At 70.8% G+C, this 22,360-nt stretch carries 20 protein-coding genes and 2 pseudogenes; 9 read left to right on the top strand and 13 right to left on the bottom strand.

Annotated elements, in window-relative coordinates:
* The 7 genes and pseudogenes from ACVBEQ_RS24710 to ACVBEQ_RS24680 form a co-directional block, all read right to left on the bottom strand.
* A pseudogene (locus tag ACVBEQ_RS24710) lies at positions 1-909 on the bottom strand (hypothetical protein); the annotation flags it as partial.
* Positions 906-1,340, bottom strand: a complete 435-nt coding sequence (locus tag ACVBEQ_RS24705; RefSeq protein ID WP_447156051.1) for a hypothetical protein — start codon at positions 1,338-1,340, stop codon at positions 906-908. The pseudogene ACVBEQ_RS24710 and the gene ACVBEQ_RS24705, both read right to left, overlap by 4 nt.
* A gap of 9 nt (positions 1,341-1,349) precedes the next feature.
* A complete protein-coding gene (locus ACVBEQ_RS24700; RefSeq protein WP_447156050.1) occupies positions 1,350-2,933 on the bottom strand; it encodes an FAD/NAD(P)-binding protein in 1,584 nt (527 codons plus the stop codon).
* A gap of 108 nt (positions 2,934-3,041) precedes the next feature.
* Positions 3,042-3,521 (bottom strand): Cys-tRNA(Pro) deacylase, encoded by a 480-nt coding sequence (gene ybaK, locus ACVBEQ_RS24695; protein WP_447156049.1) that lies wholly within the window; start codon positions 3,519-3,521, stop codon positions 3,042-3,044.
* 60 nt (positions 3,522-3,581) lie between these two features.
* Positions 3,582-3,974 (bottom strand): VOC family protein, encoded by a 393-nt coding sequence (locus ACVBEQ_RS24690; protein ID WP_447156057.1) that lies wholly within the window; start codon positions 3,972-3,974, stop codon positions 3,582-3,584.
* A 50-nt stretch (positions 3,975-4,024) separates the two neighbouring features.
* Entirely contained in the window at positions 4,025-4,450 is a 426-nt protein-coding gene (locus ACVBEQ_RS24685) for a hotdog family protein (protein ID WP_447156056.1), read from the bottom strand.
* Between the two features lie 137 nt (positions 4,451-4,587).
* On the bottom strand, positions 4,588-5,361 hold the full coding sequence (locus ACVBEQ_RS24680) for a PIG-L deacetylase family protein (protein WP_447156048.1): 774 nt from the start codon (positions 5,359-5,361) through the stop codon (positions 4,588-4,590).
* Between the two features lie 260 nt (positions 5,362-5,621).
* Here ACVBEQ_RS24680 and ACVBEQ_RS24675 point away from each other — a divergent pair, with 260 nt between their 5' ends.
* The 4 genes from ACVBEQ_RS24675 (at position 5,622) to ACVBEQ_RS24660 (ending at position 11,522) form a co-directional block, all read left to right on the top strand.
* Positions 5,622-6,779 (top strand): FAD-dependent oxidoreductase, encoded by a 1,158-nt coding sequence (locus ACVBEQ_RS24675; protein ID WP_447156047.1) that lies wholly within the window; start codon positions 5,622-5,624, stop codon positions 6,777-6,779.
* 88 nt (positions 6,780-6,867) lie between these two features.
* Positions 6,868-10,206: an ATP-binding protein gene (locus tag ACVBEQ_RS24670; protein ID WP_447156046.1), complete on the top strand. Its 3,339-nt coding sequence runs from the start codon at positions 6,868-6,870 to the stop codon at positions 10,204-10,206.
* Positions 10,207-10,347: 141 nt separating this feature from the next.
* Positions 10,348-11,178, top strand: coding sequence for an AzlC family ABC transporter permease (locus ACVBEQ_RS24665; protein ID WP_447156045.1), 831 nt, complete (start codon positions 10,348-10,350; stop codon positions 11,176-11,178).
* A complete protein-coding gene (locus ACVBEQ_RS24660; protein WP_447156044.1) occupies positions 11,175-11,522 on the top strand; it encodes an AzlD domain-containing protein in 348 nt (115 codons plus the stop codon). Before ACVBEQ_RS24665 ends, ACVBEQ_RS24660 begins: the two co-directional genes overlap by 4 nt.
* Before the next feature lie 16 nt (positions 11,523-11,538).
* Here the strand turns inward: ACVBEQ_RS24660 and ACVBEQ_RS24655 are convergent, their stop codons facing one another.
* The 5 genes from ACVBEQ_RS24655 to ACVBEQ_RS24635 form a co-directional block, all read right to left on the bottom strand.
* Complete coding sequence (locus tag ACVBEQ_RS24655; RefSeq protein ID WP_447156043.1) at positions 11,539-12,687, bottom strand: sulfite oxidase; 1,149 nt, start codon at positions 12,685-12,687, stop codon at positions 11,539-11,541.
* A 109-nt stretch (positions 12,688-12,796) separates the two neighbouring features.
* Complete coding sequence (locus ACVBEQ_RS24650; RefSeq protein ID WP_447156042.1) at positions 12,797-13,786, bottom strand: ABC transporter substrate-binding protein; 990 nt, start codon at positions 13,784-13,786, stop codon at positions 12,797-12,799.
* 118 nt (positions 13,787-13,904) lie between these two features.
* Positions 13,905-14,729: an ABC transporter permease gene (locus ACVBEQ_RS24645; RefSeq protein ID WP_447156041.1), complete on the bottom strand. Its 825-nt coding sequence runs from the start codon at positions 14,727-14,729 to the stop codon at positions 13,905-13,907.
* Positions 14,726-15,376 (bottom strand): ABC transporter permease, encoded by a 651-nt coding sequence (locus ACVBEQ_RS24640; RefSeq protein ID WP_447156040.1) that lies wholly within the window; start codon positions 15,374-15,376, stop codon positions 14,726-14,728. Before ACVBEQ_RS24640 ends, ACVBEQ_RS24645 begins: the two co-directional genes overlap by 4 nt.
* A complete protein-coding gene (locus tag ACVBEQ_RS24635; RefSeq protein WP_447156039.1) occupies positions 15,373-16,557 on the bottom strand; it encodes an ABC transporter ATP-binding protein in 1,185 nt (394 codons plus the stop codon). Before ACVBEQ_RS24635 ends, ACVBEQ_RS24640 begins: the two co-directional genes overlap by 4 nt.
* 210 nt (positions 16,558-16,767) lie before the next feature.
* Between ACVBEQ_RS24635 and ACVBEQ_RS24630 the strand changes: the two genes are divergently transcribed.
* The 5 genes and pseudogenes from ACVBEQ_RS24630 to rsrA all read left to right on the top strand — a co-directional run bounded on the left by ACVBEQ_RS24630 (position 16,768) and on the right by rsrA (position 21,378).
* Positions 16,768-18,279: an aromatic amino acid ammonia-lyase gene (locus tag ACVBEQ_RS24630; RefSeq protein ID WP_447156038.1), complete on the top strand. Its 1,512-nt coding sequence runs from the start codon at positions 16,768-16,770 to the stop codon at positions 18,277-18,279.
* Positions 18,276-19,466, top strand: a complete 1,191-nt coding sequence (locus tag ACVBEQ_RS24625) for a cytochrome P450 (RefSeq protein WP_447156037.1) — start codon at positions 18,276-18,278, stop codon at positions 19,464-19,466. The genes ACVBEQ_RS24630 and ACVBEQ_RS24625 overlap by 4 nt, the downstream gene beginning before the upstream one ends.
* 103 nt (positions 19,467-19,569) lie before the next feature.
* A complete protein-coding gene (locus tag ACVBEQ_RS24620; RefSeq protein WP_447156036.1) occupies positions 19,570-20,007 on the top strand; it encodes a nitroreductase family deazaflavin-dependent oxidoreductase in 438 nt (145 codons plus the stop codon).
* A gap of 137 nt (positions 20,008-20,144) precedes the next feature.
* A pseudogene (locus ACVBEQ_RS24615) lies at positions 20,145-20,921 on the top strand (sigma-70 family RNA polymerase sigma factor); the annotation flags it as partial.
* Between the two features lie 118 nt (positions 20,922-21,039).
* Positions 21,040-21,378, top strand: a complete 339-nt coding sequence (rsrA, locus tag ACVBEQ_RS24610) for a mycothiol system anti-sigma-R factor (RefSeq protein ID WP_447156035.1) — start codon at positions 21,040-21,042, stop codon at positions 21,376-21,378.
* A 70-nt stretch (positions 21,379-21,448) separates the two neighbouring features.
* Here rsrA and ACVBEQ_RS24605 read toward each other — a convergent pair whose 3' ends face one another.
* Positions 21,449-22,360 (bottom strand): SDR family oxidoreductase, encoded by a 912-nt coding sequence (locus ACVBEQ_RS24605; RefSeq protein WP_447156034.1) that lies wholly within the window; start codon positions 22,358-22,360, stop codon positions 21,449-21,451.

Below are 22,360 nucleotides of genomic sequence, written 5' to 3'. Positions count from 1 at the left end.
AAGCGGGGGCGCGGCCGGCGGGGGCGCGGCCGGCTGCCCCGACCCCACTGACGACGGCGGCCCCACTGACGACGGCGGCCCCACTGACGACGGCGACCCCACTGACGACGGCGGCCCGACCGATGATGGCGGCCCGACGGGGAACGCGGGAGCGGGAACAGGGTCGCCCGGCCCGGCCGGCGGTGGCGTCGCCCGGAGCGCGGGCTCTGCCTGTGGCGCAGCAGCCGGCTCCGGGTGTGCCGCGGGGTGTTCCTCGGTGGGCTGCCCGGCAGGTCCGACCGGTGCGGGCACCCGGGCCTGCGCCGGAGGTCCGACCGGAGCCGGGACGGGCGCAGCGGCAACGGCTCCGGCGACGGGAGTGAGCACCACGCCGTCACCCGGCACGAGCCCGCCGACAAGTCCCGGCCAACCGGGAACGAGCACCGGGTCGGCCTGGCTGTCCCGCGGCGGTCCCGCCGCGAGCACGACCCTGCCCCGCGGCAGGGGGAGCAGCCGGTCGACCGCGAATGCCGCCGTCCGCCCAGAAAGCTGGAGCGGCTGGCCGGTTCCGGCCGGTGCGGAGCCCGGGTCGGGCACCTCGGACACGCTGACATCGCCGCGCAGGAACACCGCGATGCCGTCCTCGGTCGCGGCGACGGTGCCGAAATCCGGCGCCTTCCCGACACCGACGACGAACTCGGTGAGCAGCCGGGCCAGCTCGCGTCCCGGTGCCGGTGCGCTCCGTTCGGCCGCGTCCCGGACCAGCGCGAGCAATTCCCCGGAGACGGCGGGGTCGGTCGTGCCGTCCTGCCGGAGCACCAGCAGCACCCCCGGTACCCGCGCCACGAGGTGTGCGCCGGGCAGCACGTCGGCCCTGATCCGGTCGAACGGCACGTCACCGGCGGGATCCTGACCCGTGCCTCCCGTCACCAGAACCGACCTCCCCGGAAGCGCCAGCGCGAGAAGAAGATCTGCACCGGCCCGTTCGCGACCAGCCACACCACCAGCCAGGTGGTGATGAACTGGATGAGGAACGCGCTCAGCGGGATGTCGCCCACGCCCGGGACGGCCCCGCCCCTGATCAGCAACCAGACCAGCAACCCCTCGTTGATCATGGTGAGCAGGCCGAAGAAGGTCGGCCAGTCCTTCTCCCAACGGAACTGCTGCAGGCCGTGGTAGAGGAACTCCCAGGCAACGCCGAGCACCAGCACGGTGAGCAGCACAAGGAACGTCGTCCGGTACGACTGGCTCAGGGACTCACCGGTCGGCAGGAACGGCGTGATGATCAGCGTCCAGATCCCGCCGACCACGACGAGGAGCACGATCCTGGTCTGGATCCGCCCGTACAGGGTGGGTACCACGGCTGCCCCCTAGATCTTCTGGTGGCGTGCCCAGCGCCACCACTGCCTGGCCGATGCAGCGACGCCGAACCGCGGGCAGAAGCCGAGCTTGACCAGATCGTCGCAGATCTCCTGGGCGGCGATCTGCAGGCCCAGGAACGTGTCGACGCCGGGGAAGTACCCACCGAGCGTCGCGCTGCCGGAGGCGTACAGCCGGCCGGGCTGGCTTCGGGTGCCGATCACCTCGAAGCTCCGGTCCACGTCGAGCCGGCCGACCGGGTTCCGGCCGGCGCCGCTGTGGTCGAGCAGATCGGCGAGCACCCGATGCTCGCGGATGTCGGCCTCGAGCCCGGTGCAGTCGATCACGAAGTCTGAGTAGACCTCGACGGCACCCTGGTCCTTGGTCTTGAGATACGTGACCACGCCCTGGTTCCCGCGCCCGGGACGCAGTTCGGTGACCTCGCCGGTGATGGTCCGGTACCAGCCCTCGGCCCTGCCGCGTGTGAGCTGGGACTGCCACAGCCTGCGGACCGGGGTGTTCGTGCCGCCCATCAGCTTGTACGCCTCGGCCCGCTCCTCGCCCTCGAGCCCGCGGATCTTGGCCTTGAGCTGGCCGCCCCACACCGACTTCGGGTAGTTGAACCCCTGGTACGCCCAACCGTCGCCGCCCTTGCGGCGCATGAAGATGTTGGGGCCGTGCGCGCCGGTGATGTACGTGCGGAAGACGTGGATGATCTGCGTCTGCAGGCCGAGCTTGTCGCGGTCGTCGATCAGTCTCTGCAGCACCCGAGATGCGACGATGCCGCCGCCGCGGATGACCACGGTGCCCGGCCGGAGTGCCAGTTGCTGGTAGACGTGTTCGTGCGGTTCGTAGGCGTTGACGACCTTGGACGGGTCCCGGTAGTACTCGCGATAGCGCTGCAGGTCCGGCAGCAGCTTGAGCCCCGGGTACCCGATCGCGACGTGCACGTAGGGACTCCGGTAGGCCAGTCGCTTGGTCGGGGTGGCACCCGCGGGCGGCGTCAGGATGGTGAAGTAGCCGCCCTCCCGGCGCCGGCGGACCATCCGGACCTGCCCCTTGCGAACGCACTGCGGGTAGCCGATTCGGTGGTATTCGCGCTCCATCGTCTCGAACGCCTGCCCGGCCCTCGGGGTGTAGTAGTCGGACAGGATCGGCTCGGTCAGCACGTTCCACAGCGGCTTGACGAAGCCGCCGACCGACTTCGCGCCGAACGCCTCGCGGACGGCGTAACTGGGGAAGCCCCAGATGTTGTCCGGGGTGGACTTGGAGTCGGAGCGGAGCCGTTCACCCCGCGGAATCTGCGAGACCCGGGTCAGGTACTCGTAACTCGACCACGGCGTCTCGAGCTGGGTGAGCACGGTGATGTCGGAAGGGGCGACTCCGTAGATCCGCAGGAAGTCCACGGTGACGAACGAACCGATGCCACCGCCGACGGTCACGAACTTCGTGTCGATGATGGGGATCCCGGCCCTGGCGATCATCTCGTCGGTCCAGATGTCGGTCTCGATCAGTTCAGGAGTCAGGTCGCCCTGCTGCGGCCCCGCGGGCCGGCCAGGCGCCTGCTGTACCTGCCCAACGGGCGGGCGGCTCATCGGCAAAGTCCCCCTCGTGCGCGGTGATGACGGGGTGCTCGCTTTTGTCGCTTTCGGCACCGCGTTGATCATCACCCAAACAGCCGTACGCTGCCAGCCGCAATGCCGTCATTCTGCGGAGATATCGGCGAGCGTCGCCCGGCACAGGGCGATCAGGTCGGCAGGGGCCAGCTCGACCTGCAGGCCCCGCTTCCCGGCGCTGACCAGGACCGTGTCGAACCCGGTGATGCCGCTGTCGATCACCGTGGGCAGGGCCTTGCGCTGGCCGAGCGGTGAGATGCCGCCCGCAACGTAGCCCGACGAGCGTTCCGCGTCGGCGACCTTCGCCATCTGTGCCTTCTTGCCGCCGGCCGCCGCGGCCAGCGCCTTGAGGTCGAGATGGGCCGCCACCGGCACGATGCCGACCACGAGCGAGCCGTCGACCGACGCCACCAGGGTCTTGAACACCCGCTCCGGGTCCCATTCCAGGGCCGCGACCACCTCATCGCCGAACGCGGTGGTCGCGGGGTCGTGGTGGTACGGGTGCAGGGTGTGCGGCGCCTTCGCGCGGACGAGGGCGGCGATGGCCGGGGTCGGGGCGGCTGGCATGAGGCAGGGTAGCGCCGCCGCACGGACCATCGGCCCGTGCGGCGGCACCGTTTCCCCCGGTCAGCCGGCGGGTGGGCAGAACAATTCGAGCGGGATCCCGTCCGGATCGCGGAACGCGAGTCCCGAACCGTAACCGGCGTCGAGGATCTCGCCGTGCGCGACGCCGAGCTCGTCGAGCCGGCGTACCCACATCGCCAACTCGGCGCGGTCGGCGCAGCCGAATGCCACGTGATCCAGACCGATCCGCCGCGGCGTGAAGTCGGTCAGGTCGACGCCCTCGAGAAAGGAGTGCAGCCCGAGAAGTGTTCCGCCGACGGCGAAGACGACGTGCCGGAACGGGCCGGTGTCCTCGTCGAGCACCGGTTCTGCGCCGATGACCGCCCGGTACCACGGCACGCTGACCGTGAGGTCGGAGACGGTGAGCGCGACGTGCGTGATGGCGCCCAACGGCATGGCAGGCCGGTCGGCTCGTTCGATGGTGTCCGCCGGGGTTGCGGTGATGGTCATGATGCCTCCTGTTTTCGTAGGCTGCGCGCAGCCTGGGTTGGGACCTGCTGGGTCGGGACGGCCGTTGATAGAACGGCCTGTGACGGGACGGCCCGTGCCGGGGCGGTATCGGGGAGATCGGTGATGCCGGCCGGCGCCGCGGCAGCGTCGGCGGCGGCGGCGACGGTCGGATCGCGCCAGACGACTGCGGTCCCGTCGAGCACGACGACGTCGTGCTGGTCGGTGATGGTCAACCGCAGGGTGCACACCGGTTTGTCGTCGCGTACCCCGGTGACCACCGCTTCCGCGGTGATCAGGTCACCCGGCCGCACAGGGGCGCGAAAGTTCAGATCGGTGTGCAGGAAAACGCTGCCCGGTCCGGGGAGATCCTGCGCTACCAGCGCGTTGAGCAGCCCGGTGGTGACGCCGCCCTGGACGACGATGCCGCCGAACCGGCTGCGAGCGGCCAGTTGTTCGTCGAAGTGGATCGGGGTTGTGGTCGCCGGTCATGGCGGCGAACAGTGCGATGTCCGCGCGTTCGATGCGCCGGGACCGCCGCGCGCTGTCGCCGATTCTCATCTCACGCCGCCCGCCGCTGCTCGATGCGCCGGGATGCGTCGACGAAGTACTCGGCGGCCCACCAGTTCCGGTAGCGATCGGGTCCGACATGGTTGATGAGCCCGGCGGTCTGGGTGCGGTGGGCGGCGAGCGCGGCGTACTTGCGTTCGAGCCGCTCGCCGTCGCACCGCACGGTGAAGGAGAGCTCGGACGGCAGGTCGGACGGCGGATCCGAGCCCTCGAACCACAGCCCGACCTCGGTGTTCAGCGCTCCCCAGATGAGGTGGAACTGCGGGGTGAAGGTGGCGTACCAGAGCCGGCCGGGCCTTCCGGCGCCCATCCAGGCGGTGGTCACCCACTCGGAGATCGTCCGGTGGTCGCCGTGGCCCGTCATCCCGTCCGGCCCGAAGGTGACGATGGTGTCCGGCCGGACCTCGTCGATGAGTGCGGCCACCTGACGGATGCCGTCCGGCGGTGGCACCAGGTGCAGTGTCCCGTCGCGGTGGCCGAGCCAGCGGTGCTCGTGGACACCGACGGCGGCGAGACTGGCGACTGCCTCCTTCTCCCGCTCGCGGGAGAGTCGCTCGGGCGGCCAGGTCACGGGATCGTCGGTGCCGGCTTCGCCGCGGGTCGCGGTGGCGACGACGACGCGGTGCCCCGCGTCCCGGGCCACCGACATCAGGCCCGCGGACAGATAGGCCTCGTCGTCGGGATGGGCCCAGATGCCGAGCAGTGTGCCGATGGCTGCGGTGTCCGGCTCGTCGGTGGTGCGTTCGGTTTCTCGATGTTCGGTCATGGGCAAAAAGGTAGGAACCCCCTCTTCCGCGGACCTTCCGTGTTCGCCCACACCCGTCGGCCCCCTGCTGCGATCGGGAAGGTCGGGGGAAGGTCGACCGCCTACCTTCCCGGCATGTGCTGGTCGCCGGTGCCCGCACGTCGGCCGTGAGCCGATCCGTCCGGTCCGTCGAAGGGGTTGACGATGATCTGTCCGAGCAACTGGGTTCTTTGGGGGGCAGTGGATTCCGATGGCGTTCGCGAGCCGCATCGGTGGGCGTCATGAGTCCCCGGTTCGACGTCGTGGTGGTGGGCGCGAGGGTTGCCGGCGCCGCGACCGCGCTGCTGCTGGCCCGCGCGGGGTTGCGGGTGCTGTGTGTGGACCGGTCGCGGTACGGCAGCGACACGCTGTCGACGCATGCGTTGATGCGCGGCGGGGTCACCCAGTTGGAACGCTGGGGGCTGCTGCCCGCTCTGGAGGCCGCCGGGACCCCGGCGGTGCGGCGCACCGTCTTCCACTACGGCGACGAGTCCTACGCCGTCTCGATCCGGCCGTCCGGCGGGGTGGACGCGCTGTTCGCGCCGCGCCGCACGGTCATCGACACCCTCCTCGTCGATGCTGCCGCTCGGGCCGGTGTGACGTTTCGCTTCGGTGTGACGGTTGCCGACCTGCACCGCTCCGACGACGCCGCGGTCCGCGGTGTCGTCCTGGCCGACAAGCGTTCGGGACGTTCGCATGTCGAAGAGGCCGAACTGGTGGTCGGCGCCGACGGTCGGGCGTCGACGGTGGCTGAGCGGGCCGGCTCGGGGATCGAGTCGGCCGGATCGCACGCCAGTTCCTTTCTCTACGGGTATTGGGCCGACTTCCCGACCGACGGCTATGAGTGGTTCTACCGACCGGGGCTGACGGCCGGAGCGATCCCGACCAACGACGGCCTGACGTGTGTCTTCATCGGCGGCCGCCCCGCCCGGCTGGCGCCTCTGGTCCGAGCGACCGGGCCCGGCGCCGCGTTCTCCCGGCTCGCGCAGGCGGCGGGCCTGCGGAGCCGGATGCGCTCGGCGGGACGGTTCGGCCCGGTCCGGCATGTCCACGGGCTTCCCGCGAATTACCTACGGACGGCCGCCGGCGGCGGCTGGGCCCTGGTGGGTGACGCCGGACATTGGCTCGATCCGATGAGCACCCACGGCATGACCGCGGCGCTGCGCGACGCCGAACTGCTCGCCCGGGCCGTCGCGTCGTCCACAGGTGACGAACGGCCGGATGCGCTCGCCGCGTACCAGGCCGAGCGGGACCGGCTGTCCCGGCCGATGATGGCAGTCACCGAGGAGATCGCCTCGTACGACTGGGATCTCAGCGAGATTCGGGGGTTGCTCCGCGGGCTCGCGTCGGCGATGACCGAAGAGGTGGAAGCCCTCGCCGGTCTCGACGCGCCGGCGTGACGCGGCATCCCCGCAGGGGGTCTGCACAACAACTCCTGCCGGGACCCGGGCAAGCCCCTAACATCGAGGATCGGGAGGTGGCCCGGCGATGAAGGTGGCCATCACGATGCTCGGCACCTTTGCCGTGGCGGTGGACGGTGTTCCGGTCGACCAGTCGCATTGGGCCCGGCGCAGTGCCGCAGCGCTGGTCAAGGTGCTGGCTCTGGCTCCCGGGCGCCGCCTGCACCGCGAGCAGGTGATGGACCGGCTCTGGCCCGAGGTGCCCGTCGACGATGCGGCGCCGCGCCTGCACAAGGCCGCGCACTACGCCCGGCGCGCGCTGGGGGAGACCCGTTCGGTCGTGCTGGCCGGCGATGTGGTGTCGCTGTTCCCCGACCGGGAGATCGTCGTCGACGCCGTGGCGTTCCGGGCCGCGGCCGATGCGGCGATCGCCGCGCAGGATGCGGCGGCTGCGGGCCGGGCCGCCGATCTCTACCCGGGCGACCTCCTCCCGCAGGACCTGTACGAGGACTGGACCGGGGACACCCGGGAGAGCCTGCGGTCCTGTCATCTCGCCGTGCTGCGGGTGGCCGGAAGGTGGGAGGCGCTGACCCGCGCGGAACCCGCCGACGAGGAGGCGCACCTGCGGATCATCACCGCGCTGGCCCGGCGCGGTGACCACCGCGGCGCCCTGCGCCAGTACGAGCGGCTGGAACGGGCGCTGCGCAGCGAACTAGGCGTCGCTCCGAGCAGGGCGGCCGTCAGGCTGCGGGCGCAGTTGGTGGCGGCCGAGTCGAATTCGGCGGGTGCCGTTGCCGGCAGGGAGACCGCCGCGGGGGCAGCGCTGCCGGTCGGGACCGCTGCCCCGCCGGTCAGCATCACCGCCCCACCCGTCAGGACCACCGCCCCGTCGAACAGCACCACCGCCCCGTCGAACAGCACCACCGCCCCGTCGGTCAGCACCACCGTCCTGCCGATGGGGACCACCGCCGGCCAGGTCGACGATTTCGCGCGGGATGCCCTTCCCCCGGTCGGTCGCGACGGTGAACTGCTGCGAATCCGCCGACTGCTGTCGGCGGTCACCGCCGGGTCCGGTCGGATCCTGTTCATCAGCGGTTCGGCCGGAATCGGCAAGACCGCACTGCTGGACTGGTCGGAACGGACGGCGGCCGCGCTCGGTCTGCGGGTCGGCAGCGGGGTGGCCGCGCAGATCGAGGGAGCCTGGCCGTATGCACCCGTGCTCGAGGCGATCGCCGATCTGAGCCGTCGGCATCCCACCCTGCTCGACGGTCTGGACGACGCACTTCGCGGCCAGATCGAGATGGGCCTGTCCGGGAAGGACGTCGGCTGGACGGCGCAGGGCGGCCATCAGCGGCTCTTCGTCGCGGTCGCCGAACTACTGCGACTCGCGGCGGCGGGCGCCGGTGCGGTCCTTGTCATCGACGACGCGCATCTCGCCGACGACGCCAGTCTGCGGCTTCTGCACTATCTGGCGCGGAGCACCGTTTCCGAGCGCGTCCTGATCGTCGTCGCGCACCGTCCGGAACCGTCCGCGGCGCTGGCCGACGTCCGGCGGAGCCTGCTGGGCAGGGCCAGTGCGGACGCGCTCGATCTCGGACCGTTGGCGCCGGACGATGTCGCGTTACTCGTACAACGGCTGTCGCCCACTTCGGACGCGGGCTTCACCGACGCGGTCCGGGTGGCGTCCGGCGGGGTGCCGTTCGCCGTCGTCGAGTTGTTGAGGTCCGGGGAGGACCCGACGGCGCTGCCGTCGAGATCACTGTCGCTGAGGGCGCTCTCGGCGGAGCAGGTCACCGCCCTGGCGGCGGCCGCTGTGCTCGGCAACTCCTTCGACACGGACGAGTTCCTGTCGGTGGCCGGGTTGTCCGACGACGAGGCGTACGCGGTGCTCGACGCCGCCCGCGTCCATCACGTGGTGGTCCGGACGGAAACCGGCTATGCGTTCGAGCACTCGTTGCTGCGCGATGCCGTCCTCGAACGGCTCGCCGGCCCCCGGCGACGCGCGCTGCACCGGCGGGCCGCCGACGCGCTCATCGGCCTCGACCGGTCGGCGGCGCGCATCGGCCACCACCTGGTGGAGGCCGGTGATCGGGGCGCTGCGGCGCCGTGGATGTTGCGGGCCGCGGAGACCTCCGCAGCGCTCGGTGCTTACAAGGAGGCGCTGGACATCCTGGCTTCCGTGCGGGGCCAGGTGCAGGGCGCCGAGTTGGCAATGTTGCTGACGATGCGCGCCGATCTGCTGATGGCGTGCGCCGACGCTGGAACGGTCGATGCCTATCGGGAGGCTCTGGCGGCCGTCGACGACCCCACCGCCGGTGCCCGGCTGCGCGCCAAACTGGCCCGCGCGGCGATCTTCGCCGGTGATCTTGAGACCGCCACGATCGCGCTGGACGGCCTGACACCCGACGGGTCGGCGGACGACGCGATCCTGCTGTTGGCCAGGGGCCACCTCGCCTTCTTCCGGGGCGACATGGCAGCCGCCGATGCTGCGGCGACCGAGGCCAGGCAGCGGGTCACCCTCGGCGTCCCGCTGGAATGGCAGATGTTCGACCTGATGGCGTTACAGGGTCTCGTCGCGCACACCCGGGGTGAATGGTTCCACCGGCTGCGGGCGGAACTGCGCGTCGGCGTCGACCGGCCGGCGCTGGCCAGCCGGATCTTCGACTCGCATCTGTGCGTCGCCGAGTACCTGCTCTACGGACCGACCCCCTACGAGGAGGTCCTCGAACTCGCGGCCGCTCTTCGGGACACCGCCGAGCGATCCGGCGTACTCCGTGCGGTGGCCTTCGCGACCGCGTTGCGCGGCGAAACCGCCTTGCTGATGGGCGATCTGGGTCTGGCCGAAAGCGAGCTGCTGGAGGCGGCCGACCTGCACCGCGACATCGGCTCGGCGGCCGGCGAGGCGCTCAGCCTGCAACGACTGGCCGAGGTGGCGCTCGAGCGCGGGGACCGGGCACAGGCCAACCGGCTGCTGGTCCGCTCGCTCCCGCTCGCCCGCTTCTCCAGCGTCCCTTCGCACCTGATTCAGCGGATCTACGGAACCATGATCGCCGCCGCCCCGGACCCGGTCGCGGCCCGCGAGATGGTCGCCCGGGCGGAGGCGACCCTCGGGATGAGCGACTACTGCCCGCTGTGTTCGGTCATGTTGTCGGTTCCGGCGGCTCGGGCCTGCGCGGACGTCGGTGATCTCGACGACGCCCGCCGACACCTCCGGGCGGCGGAGAAGTCGGCGGTGAACTGGGAAGGCACGGCCTGGCAGGCATCGCTGCTGGAGGTCCAGGCACACCTGGCCGCAGCGGAGGGTGCGACGGAGGCGGCCGACCGGCTGCGGACGGCGGCCGCCGACCTGTTCGAGGCGTCCGGGCAGCCGCTCGACGCCCGCCGGTGCCGCCGCTCGCCGTCCGCACCGGGTGTCGTCCAGGGTTGATCCGGCGGACGTCTCGGTCCGGGCCGGCTCATTCCCCGCGGGGTCCTTCGCTGGGCGTTCCTTCCGGAGGTCTTCCCGAGTGCCCGCCACACCGCCCGCCGACGGAAGGTCCGCGGAAGGCCGCCCGGGAACGATGCCGTCATGAACATCACCACCGACGACGGGACGGCACAGTCCGATGCCCCCGCATCGAACCTGGCCCGCCGCGAAATGCTGCGCGGGGCCGCGGCAATGGCGCCCATCACCGTGGGCTACCTGCCGTTCGGGTTGCTGTTGGGCGCCGCGGTCGGCCGGTGCATCGACCCGCTCGCCGCCTGGGCCGGCACCGGGCTGCTCTACGGCGGGAGCGCGCACCTCACCGTGGTGGAACTGATCCACACCGGGTCCGGCGCGGCCGCCGCTGTCGGGGCGGCACTGCTGATCAACCTGCGGCTGCTCGTGTTCGGTACGGCGCTCGCGCCACTCTGGGGGACCGCGCGCCCGGTGGCCAAGATGCTCGCCGCGGCGGCCGTCATCGACCCGACCTGGATGCTCGCGGAGCGGCGGGCCGCCGAACCGGGTGGGCTCGCCGAGCGGCGCGCGCACTATGCCGGCGCGTCGATCTGCCTGACGGTCGGCTGGACGGTCGCGGTCACTGCCGGCGCCCTGCTCGGCTCCTTCGATCACCTGGCGCAGCATCTCTCGATCGCCGTCACGCTGTGCCTGACGGCCATTGTCGCGCCGCACGTGCGCGTCCCTGGTGGGTTCGCCGCCGTCGGCGCCGCGACGGGGGTCGCGCTGGTCGGCCGCTCCTGGCCGCCGGGGACCGGGATCCTCGCGGCGATGGCCGCTGCCGCGCTGGCCGGCAGTCTGGTGGCGATGTCTCGGTCAGGGACGTCTCGGTCAGGGACGTCTCGGTCAGGGATGTCCCGGTCGGCGCGGTCCCGGTCGGCGGTGTCCGGGTCAACGATGTCCCGGTCGGCGCGGTCATGACCGTGTGGGTCGTCGTGCTGCTCGTCGGCGCCGGCAGTTACGCGTTCAGGCTCACCCCGCTGCTGCTCGGCGAGCGGCTGCGGCTGGGCGAGCGGACCCAGCAGGGCCTCCGGCACGCCGGGATGGGCGGGATCGCGGCACTGTTGCTCGCCGGCGTGATCGGTCACGGATCGTCGGATCCGTCGGGTCAGGCCGGAATCGAGCTCGCGACGGTCCTGCCGACCGCGGCCGCCGTGCTGGTGGCGGCCTTCGTCGCGCTCCGCGGCCGCTCGATGATCATGGTCCTGTTGACCGGCGGAACGCTCTTCGCAGCAACATCAGTCGGCATCGCACTGCTCGGCTGACCCCTCGCACCCCGGGTCAGCCGCGGACGACCACCCGGACGCGCTGCACCATGTTGTTGGCCACTCCCTGCCGGTTCCACGGCTGGTCGACCGGCTGCGTTGTCCCGCTCTCGTCCGTCGCCCGGCACAGCAGTTCGGCCGGCCCCGGATCGCGGGCATCCCAGTGCAGGCTCCACGGGCGCCAGGCCCAGCGTCCCGCCGACGGTCCCAGGGCCGCCTCGTGCCAATGGGCTCCACCGTCGGTGCTGACCTGCACACCCCGCAGCGGCGACCGGCCCGACCACGCCCTGCCCGTCAGCAGCACCGGACCGGGGTCGACGAGCCGGATCCGGCTCATGAAGTCCGGGTGGCCCGGTGGTGCCATCAGGGCCCGCGGGACGATCCTCATCACCGGTTCGCCGGGTTCGGTGTCCTGCCTGATCCGGTAGGCGGTGACGTTCTGGAAGCCGTCGAAACGTCTGTCCAGCACGGTGATCCGGCGCAGCCACTTGACGTGCGCCATCCCGTACCAGCCCGGGACGATCAGCCGGGCGGGCGCGCCGTGCTGCGGCGGGAGCGGTTGGCCGTTCATCTCGTCGGCGACGATGACGGACGGATCGGTGGCGTCGCTCATCGACAGCCCGCGGGCATAGTCCTGCTCGACACCCCGTTCGATGCCGTGGTCGGCGCCGGTGAAGGCGACGTCGACCGCACCGGGCAGCGGCCGGGCCTCGGCGAGCAGGTCGCTGACCGCGACCCCGGTCCACTCAGCGGTGCCGACGGCCTCGGTCAGCCAGGGCTGGCTGACCGGCCGGGGTGAAAGCAGCGCCCGCCCGTTTCCGGCACATTCCATCGTGACCCGCCGCGTCTGCCTGGCCCCGGCGCGCAACGTGCCGGCGTCCAGCGTGATCTCCCGCTCGACGTGGCCGCCGATGGTCAGCTGCCAATTCGCCGGGTCGACATCGGGGATGTCGTAGTGGGTCAACAGGTAGTGCAGTCCGATCGGCGTGACGTCGTACCGCAGCGCCTCCAGGGGCATCGCGTGGTTGCGGGCGGCCAGTTGCAACTCCTCGACGGATATCCCCTCATCGGGCGACGCGAGGCGACCCTCGGTACTGAAGGCGTACCCCGTTGTCGTCGTCGATTGCCCGGGAATCCCGGGCGGCGCGGTCTCCTGTGTCGGCATGTCGGCCTCCTGCGCGAGGTATAGACCCGGTCGACGGCGGTGGCAAGCCCTGGAACGCCGAAAGGGCCGGCTCCCGCGGTGGGAGTCGGCCCTTTCGGTCGTCGATCGGTCAGCTCAGGTTCGCAGCCACCCATTCCTGGGCAACCTGCACGGAGTCCTCCTTGTCGACCTGGACCTTGGTGTTCAGTTCGAGCAGAGCCTCGGTGGTCAGCTTGGCCGAGACCGCGTCGAGCACCTCCTGCACCTCGGGCGTCGCCTTGTCCGCGTTGATCAGCGGCAGCACGTTCTGCGCGGCGAAGAGGTTCTTCGGGTCCTCGAGGGCGACGAACTCGTTGGTGGCGATCGCCGGGTCGGTGGTGAACAGATTGGCGGCCTGGATCTGGTCGCCCTTCAGCGCGGCGACGGTGAGGGGGCCTCCGGTATCAAGGGCCTTGAATTCCTTGAACGTCAGGCCGTAGATGTCCTTGAGCCCGACAACGCCGGTCTGCCGGGTCTGGAACTCGGGCGGCCCGCCGAGAACGAAGGTGGACGCGACGGGAGCAAGGTCGGCGATGGTCTTGAGATTGTTCGCCTCCGCCGTTTCCTTCGTCACCACGACGGCGTCCTTGTCCTCCGCGGCGGACTGGGTCAGCACCTTGAGGCCGTCGGGTGTCGCCTCCTGCAGCGCGGCGAACACCTCCTCGGAGGTCACGGCCGTCGCCGCCTTGTCGAAGTACTGCAGCAGCACCCCGGAGTACTCGGGGATGAGGTCGATCGAGCCGTCCTGCAGGGCGCTGATGTAGACCTCGCGGGCGCCGATGTTCAGGTTCGTGGCGACGTCGATGCCCTTGGCCTTCAACGCTTCCGCGTAGATGTTGGCCAGGGTGGCGTTCTCCGGGAAGTTCGCGGAGCCGATGGTGATGGTGCCGCCGGCACCGGCGGAGCCGCTCCCTGCCGAGCCCGACGCACCGGATGCGGCGCTGGTGGCGGCGGGGGCGCTGGACGTGGACGACCCGGCGAGCGGGTCGGACGAGCTGCCGCAGGCGGACAGAGCCAACGATGCGGCGACGGCGCCGGCGACGAGCAATGCCGGCCGGAAGGTGCGAAGGCGATGGTGCACGGTCACTCCTGATTGTGCGGTGGTTGTGGTGACGGTCTTGACGGGGTGGCTGAGCGGCTGGGTCAGGCGGGGTCGGGGACGGTGGTGCCGCGACATCGAAAACGCTGGTGGTGGGCGATCACAGCGGACCGGTCCGGTCGGCGATCTGGGTGGCACGCACCATGCCGGCGTCGACCCGTTCGGGTTCGCCGTCGGTCACGGTTCCGCCGTCGGCGCCGGGATCGCGCCGGACGACCAGGTCGGCGCTCGTCGCCCGCCCCTTGACGGATCGGCCGGTGATGCCCGGGGAGACGGCGAAGTGCGCGATCAGGGCGAGGATCCGATCGCCGATGATGGCCAGCAGGGCCACCAGCAACGCACCGCCGACCATCATCGGGTAGTTCTGCTGGGCAAGGCCGTCGATGACGTAGCGACCGAACCCGCCGAGCGACACCACGGCGGCGATGGTCGCGGTGGCCACCACCTGCAGGTAGGCCGAGCGGATGCCGGACATGATCAGCGGCAGCGCCACCGGGAACTCGACCTTCGTCAGGACCTGGCCGCCGGTCATTCCCATCCCACGCGCGGCATCCCTCGCTGCCGGGTCGACGGCCGCGATCCCGGCGTAGGTGTTGGACAGGATCGGCGGGACGGCCAGGATGATCAGCACCGCGATCGTCGGTCCGAGCAGCGCGACGGAGCCGGGCAGGGTGTTCAGCCCCCAGAGCGCCAGCATGATCAACAGGCCCAGAGTCGGCAGCGCCCGCAGCGCGTTGGCCAGCCCGGACACCAGCCCGGTGCCCTTGCCGGTGTGGCCGATCGCGGCGCCGATGGGCAGTGCGATGACCATCGCGATGCCCAGCGAGAGCAGCGCGTACCAGAGGTGCTGCCACAGCCTGGCCAGGATCCCGCCGCTTCCGGTCCAGTTCGCCGGGTCGGCGAGCCAGCTGAACGCGCCGGTCACCGGTGCCTCACCGCCCGCTCCCACGGGGTGCTGAGCCGGACGGCCAGCTGGATGAGCCCGTCGAAGACGGCGGCGACCAACAGGCACAACACGATGCCGGCGATGATCGGGGTGAAGAAATTGAGCTGGAACCCGGTGGTGAAGAGCTGCCCGAGCTGCGGGATCCCCAGGAGTGCGGCCACCGACACGAGGCTGACGTTGGAGACCGCGGCGACCCGAAGACCCGCCCCGATCACCGGGACCGCGAGCGGGAACTGCACCGTCACCAACGACCGGAGCGGCCGGTAGCCCATCGCGACCGCACTCTGCCGGACCAGCGGCGACACCGAATCCAGGGCATCGGCCACCACTCGCACGAGCAGGGCCACCGTGTAGAGCGTCAGTGCGATCACGACGTTGATCGGGTCCAGGATCCTGGTGCCGAGCAGACCGGGCAGGACGACGAACAGCGCCAGCGAGGGGATCGTGTACAGCAGGCCGGCGATGGTGATCAACACGGCGTAGCTCCAGCGGTACCGGAACGCGATGGCACCGAGCGGCAGCGCGATCAGCAACCCGAGGATCGTCGGGATCGCCGCCAGCCAGATGTGCGCAACGAGCCAGGACAGGATCTGGTCGGTGTTGCGGTTCAGCCAGTTCCAGTTCACGACGGAACCGCCGCTCCGGACTGGTCCTTGGTGAGCCGGCCGGAACTGTGGTCGCCGTCGGCCGCATCGGGGGCGGACCGGGCGGTCTCGATCGCGTCGAGCACGTCGGTGGCGGCAACCGTGCCGATCACCCGGCTGTCCTCGTCGACGGCGACACCACGTCCCGACGGTGACGACAGAGCCGCGTCCAGCGCGGTGCGCAACGAAGCCCGGGGCCCGGCGAGCGAGCCGCCGAGGACCAGATCGCCGATGTCGACGGCGTGGCCCGGCTGCAGCCTCCTGGCGTCCACCCAGCCGCGGGGCTGTCTGCCGTCGTCGACCACCAGCACCCAGTACGGCGCGTCGGCCGGGGCACCTGCCGGGACGATGCCGGCCTCGACCGACCGGCCCATCACCAGGGTCGGCTCGTCGTGCAGCGGCAGCGCGCCGGCCAGCAGGAAGGAGAGTGCGCGGTATCCGCGGTCGCGTCCGACGAAGTCGGCGACGAAGTCGTCCGCCGGCCTGCTGAGTACCTCGGCGGGGGAGGCGTACTGCGCGAGCCGGCCGCCGACGGCGAACACCGCGATGCCGTCGCCGAGTTTGACGGCCTCGTCGATGTCGTGGGTGACGAAGACGATGGTCTTGCCGAGTTCGGCCTGCAGCCGCGTGAACTCGTCCTGCAGTTGTGCCCGGACCACCGGGTCGACCGCGGAGAACGGCTCGTCCATCAACATCACCGGCGGGTCCGCCGCCAACGCGCGGGCGACCCCGACCCTCTGCTGCTGACCGCCGGAAAGCTGTGCGGGATAACGCTTTCCCATCGCCGTGTCCAGGCCCACCCGGTCGAGCAGTTCGGCGGCGGCGGCCCTGGCCTCGCGCCGGCTCTTGCCCTGCAGGACCGGGACGGTGGCGATGTTGTCCAGCACCGTCCGGTGCGGGAACAGGCCGGCGTTCTGGATGACGTAGCCGATGCCCCTGCGCAGGGTGGGTGCGTCGATGCTCTTGGTGTCCTGCCCGTCGATCAGCACCGTCCCGCCGGTCGGTTCGATCATCCGGTTGATCATCCGGACCGAGGTGGTCTTGCCGCACCCCGATGGCCCGACGAAAACGGTGATCTTCCCGGTGGGAATCTCGATGGTGAGGTCCTGGACCGCCGGAGTTCCATCCGGGTAGACCTTCGACACTGACTGGAAGCTGATCACGGCGGTCCCTCTCGGGTAGGCCTGTGGAGCCGGGCAGGTAGGCGGAGCGGCCGTCGTCGTTGACGTCCGAGCGCCTCGCGGGCCGGGTGCGATCACCCGGCTGACCCATCAACGCTCGTGCCAGACAGTACCCCGAGGCTCCGACAGCCGACCCGCTCTACCCCGGACGTGCTGTCTCGGACACCGACACCGCACGTCCACACTGGACCGGTGATCGAAGTGGGCAACGGCACGATGACCTGCGAACAGATCTGCGCGATCGCCCGTGACCGGGAGCCGATCGGCCTCGCACCGGCGGTCGCTGAGCGACTCCGGGCAGGTCACCGGGCGGTGCAGGAACTCGCCGCGCAGGGACCGGTGTACGGCCGGTCGACCGGGGTCGGCGCCCTGCTGACTGCACGCGTCATGGACGGCCCGGATTCACCGGACGGGTCGGGTGACGGGCTGTTGCGCAGTCACGCCACCACCGCCGGTCCACCGCTGTCGAACGATCAGGTCAGGGCGATGACTGTGGTCAGGCTGGAGCAGATCGCGGTCGGCCGCAGCGGGCTCGGCCCGGCGACCGCCGAGGCGTTGGTCGACCTGCTGAACCAGGACCGGATGCCGACGATCGGGCGATTCAACTCACTGGGCACCGGTGACGTCGCCCCGCTGGCGCGCCTCGCGCTCGCCCTGCCGCCCGGGGCACTGGACACCGGTGACGGCCTCGCGCTGATGTCCTCCAATGCCCTGACGATCGGCCGGGCCGCGCTCGCCGTCATCGACCTCGATCGGCTGCTGGCCGCTGCCACGGTCGTGACGGCGCTGACCTTCCTGGCCAGGGACGGCGCGGCGGGTGCGCTGCATCCGAGTGCGGCCGGACCGTTCCGCGGGCCCCGGCACGTCGCGCGGATGCTCCGTGCGCTCGGCGCAGGGAGCAGGCAGGCCGCTCGGCTGCAGGACCAGTACGGCCTGCGGGCGGCCCCGCAGACCCTCGGTATCGCGGTTGATGCCGCCGCGACGTTGCGTGACGTCGTCACCGCGCTCACCACTGCCGGACTTGAGAACCCGCTGGTCCTGGACGGTCCGGAACCCTCGCTCCCGGGCCAACACGGAACGGCGACGGTCGTCCATCACGGCGGCTTTCACGCCGTCCACCTGACCGCGGCCCTGGACGACGCGGCGCTGGGGCTGGCCCGCGCGGCAGTCGGCTCGGTGAACCGGCTGGCGCTGCTGACCGAGCCGCCACCGGACGGTGAATTCGATGATCCGACGCGACCTCCCCCCGGCCCCGGGCGGTTGTTCCTTGCCGGTGGGCCGGTCACCGCGTCCGGAATCATGATCCTGGAATACACCGCGGCGGCCGCGCTCGGCACCGTGCGGGCCAGCGCCATCCCCGCCGCGACGCAGACCGCGGGCCTGTCCCGCGGCGTCGAGCAGGACGCGACGTACGCGCCGCTTGCCGCCGATCAGCTGACCGACGCGATCGGCGCGGCACGTGTTCTGGTCGCCGTCGAGTTGGTCGCCGCGGTGCGCGCGATCAGGGTTCGCGGGCTGACCGTTCCCGATCCGCTCGCCGCCGCGTGGTCGTTCTGCGCGCCGCTGCCGGTCGACATGGAGGATCGCGATCTCACCGGGGACGTCCGGCTCGCCGAGCGGGTGCTCGACGAGATCGCCGCCTTCGGCTCGGACCCGGGGCACGATGGGGCTGCCCGCCACGAACCCGGAGGACCATCCCGATGACGGACCCGCTGCATTTCCCGCTGCTGTTCTCCCGCGACGGGCTCGACCCGATCCCCGAGCTGGCCGAGCGGCGCACCGCCGAGCCGGTGTCCAAGCTGGAGTTGCCGTTCGGCATCACCGCCTGGCTGGTGACCGGTTATCCGGCGGCCAAGGCCGTGCTCGGCGACGCGGTCGGGTTCAGCAACGCGTTCGGCAACCTGACGACGGGCGGCACCGCGGACGAGCAGGATCCGGGCGGCCTGGGCATGACGGACCCGCCGTACCACACCCGCCTGCGGAAGATGCTGACGCCGGAATTCACGATGCGCCGGCTGCAGCGGCTCCGGCCGCGGATCGGCGAGATCATCGAGGGGCAGCTGGACGAGATCGAGGAGGCCGGGGCGCCGGCGGATCTCGTGCCCACCTTTGCGCTGCCGATTCCCTCCCTGGTGATCTGCGAACTCCTCGGCGTCCCGTACGCCGACCGCGACGGCTTCCAGGCGCTGAGCACGGCTCGTTTCGACCTGGGCGACGACTCGCCGCTCGACGCCATCTCCTCGTCACTGGAGTATCTGAAGGGGCTGGCGGAGAAGGAGCGGGCGAATCCGGGTGACGGCCTGCTGGGCATGCTGGTTCGCGAGTACGGCGACGACATCAGCGACCAGGAGCTCGCCGGCCTCGCCGACGGCCTGTTGACCGGCGGCCACGAGACGACGGCGAGTTCACTCGCGCTGGGTGCGCTCGCTCTGATGCAGAGTCCCGAACACTTTGCGGCGCTCGGCGCGGCCGACGACCAGACCGTGCACCGCGCGGTCGAGGAACTGCTGCGCTATCTGACCGTGGTCCAGGTTGCCTTCCCGCGCTTCACCCGCTCCGAGGTGCAGGTGGGGGATCAGCTGATCCCGCAGGGGGCACTGGTTCTCGTGTCGCTGTCGGCTGCCGATCGTGATCCGGCCCTGGCAGCGGACTCCGGCGCGTCCCATCTCGAGCGGTTCGACCCCACCCGGGCGCCGACGTCGCATCTCGCGTTCGGCTACGGCATCCACCGCTGTGTCGGTGCCGAGCTCGCCAGGATGGAGCTGCGGATGGCGTTCCCGGCGCTGGCCCGCAGGTTCCCGACGCTGCGCCCGGCGATCGCCCTGCAGGATCTGCGATTCCGGAATTCCTCGATCGTCTACAGCGCGGAGAGCCTGCCGGTCACCTGGTGAGCCCGCTGGGCAGAATGGCCGGTGACCGCTCAAATGAGCGGTGCTGCGACGCAGTGGACCGAGACGCAGTGGACCGAGACGCAGTGGACCGAAGGGGGAACGGGTGTCAGCGGACAAGGATTATGTGCCAGGCGCGGACAGTTTCGCGAACAAGCAGGTCGCCGCCTACGAGGCCTCCGATGGTGCGCTGGAATCGACCCTTCGGGGAGTGCCGACGGTGATCCTGACCACTGTCGGCAACAAGAGCGGGGCGATCCGCAAATCGCCGCTGATGCGGGTCACCGATGGTCAGCGATACGCGGTGGTGGCGTCCAAGGGCGGGGCACCGGAGCATCCCGTCTGGTACCTCAACCTGCTGGCCGATCCGGAGGTCCAGCTGCAGGACAAGGCGGTCAAGCGTCGCTATCGCGCGCACGTCGCCACCGGCAGTGAACGCGAAGAGTGGTGGGAGCGCGCAGCGTCGGTCTGGCCCGACTACCGCACTTACCAGACCAGAACGGATCGGGAGATCCCTGTGGTGGTACTGGATCCCGTCGACTGACGCGGCATCGGCAACCCTGCGCCCCGCGGCCGCGGACCGGGTCGGCGGAATAGCTTCCGGCGGGTGGGCGTTTGACCGACCAGAAGCCTGAAACGCCGGGAACACCGGTACCGCCATCGATCAGCAGGAGGCCGGTCATGACTGATGTCGCCGCCCGGTCCGGTCGCCGGACCGCTGCCGACATCGGCGCCGCACCGCGATCAACGGGCACCGTCGACGCTCGGCCGGCCGGGCCGGTGACGAGGACGCGCCCCGCGGGCCGGGTATCCTCGACGCTGCGTCGCGGCCACCGCGTCGTGGGGAACCGGACGCACCCGCCGCTGGCGTCCAACAGGCGGGTGAATCACGTGGCGACTACGTCGGTTGACGACGATTTGGGCCAGCGGTTCACCGAACAGGCGATGCCGCTGCTCGACCAGCTGTACGCGGCCGCCCTGCGGATGACGCGGAACCCGGCCGACGCGGAGGATCTGGTCCAGGAGACCTACCTCAAGGCGTTCGCGGCGTTCAAGAGCTTCACCCAGGGCACCAACCTACGGGCGTGGCTGTACCGCATCCTCACCAACACCTACATCAACGGGTACCGCAAGAAGCAGCGCCAGCCGGTCGTCAGCGGGACCGACGAGATCACCGACTGGCAGTTGGCGGCGGCGGAATCGCACACCTCAACGGGGCTGCGGTCGGCGGAGATGGATGCCCTCGACCGGCTACCCGATTCCGATGTCAAGGAAGCCCTGCAGGAGCTCCCGGAGGATTTCCGGCTGGCCGTTTACCTCGCCGACGTCGAGGGATTCGCCTACAAGGAGATCGCCGAGATCATGGGCACTCCGCTGGGCACCGTGATGTCCAGGCTGCACAGGGGGCGCCGGCAGCTGCGCGACCTTCTCACCGAGTACGCGAAGGAGCGGGGCTTCCTGCGACCGAAGCGGGATGCGGCCACCACGGCCGACAGCAGTCCACCGGTGCCGGTGCCCGCCGGTGTCAGCACTTCCGACGACTCACTATCCGACGACCGAAGGGAAGGTGCCGGCGATGGCCTGCGGTGACCCTGTCGACGAGATGGATGCCGAGTCCGAATGCACCTCGGTGCTGCGTGACGTGTGGTTGTTCCTGGACAACGAGATGGACCCGGAGAATCGGGCGAAGGTGCAGCAGCACCTCGACGAGTGTTCCCCGTGCCTGATGGAAGCGGGGCTCGACCGCAAGCTCAAGGACCTGCTGCACCGCAAGTGCGGCGGCGAGCGGGCTCCCGAGCAGCTCCGGCACAGGCTGTTCGCACAGTTGAGCAGTGTTCAGGTGACCAGCGTCACCGAGGCCGGCGTCGAGCAGGTGACGGTCGAGAGCCTTCGGCTGACCGATCGTCCCGAATAGCTGACCCACCCTTCGGGCCGCCCCACCCGGACCGCCCCGGCGGCGCCGGGACGGCCAGGCAGGTTCGCTCTCAGACGACTGCCCGGACCGCCTCGGGCATGCCGGTGGTCGGGTGCCCGATGAGCCGGCTGAGGTCGCCACTGGTCACCTCGAGGGCTCCCCGCGCGATGTTGACGTCGACATCGGCGAGGACCGCGGCGAAGGACGCGGGCACGCCGGCAGCCGACAGGATCTCGGCGTACTGCGCCTCCGGGAGATCCCGGTATTCGACCGGCACACCGGTGGCTGCGCTGACCTCCGCGGCGAGATCGGCCAGGGTGAAGGCGGTGTCGCCACCGAGTTCGTAGATGCGCCCGGCCTGGTCGCTGCTGAGCAGCACCACCGCCGCCGCCTCGGCCAGGTCGTGCCGGGTCGCGGCGCTGATCCGGCCGCCACCCGCGCTGCCGATCACCGCGCCGGGGGCCGTGTAGGTCGGCAGCTGCGCGGTGTACACCTCGAGATAGAAGCTGTTGCGCAGCAGGGTGTACGGGACGCCGGACGCTGCGAGAGCTTCCTCGGTGGCCTGGTGCTCGGCCGCCAGCTGCATCCTGGACAGCTCGGCATTGGCGATGCTGGTGTAGGCGAGTAGGCCGACATCGGCCTGCCGGGCCGCCTCGATCACGTTGCGGTGCTGGGCCAGTCGCCGGCCCGCTTCGCTCCCGGAGACGAACAGGACGGTGTCACCTCTGCTGAAAGCCGCTCGCAGGGAATCGATCTCGTCATAGTCGATGGCTCTGGTACGTACCCCGCGGTCGGCCAGGTCCTTCAATCGCTCGACGTTGCGCCCGGTGGCGAGGATGTTGCCGGGCTCGACGCCGCGCGCGAGGAGGGATTCGACGGCGAGGCGGCCGAGCTGGCCGGTCGCACCGGTGATGACGTAGGTCATGGTGACGCCCCATTCTTTGCAGTGGTTGCTCTCGCTGCTGGCAACCGACTGCGACAC

The organism is Nakamurella sp. GG22 (assembly GCF_052976845.2).
The sequence above is the reverse complement of the archived record's forward strand: the minus strand, read 5'-3'. Positions and strand labels throughout refer to the sequence as shown.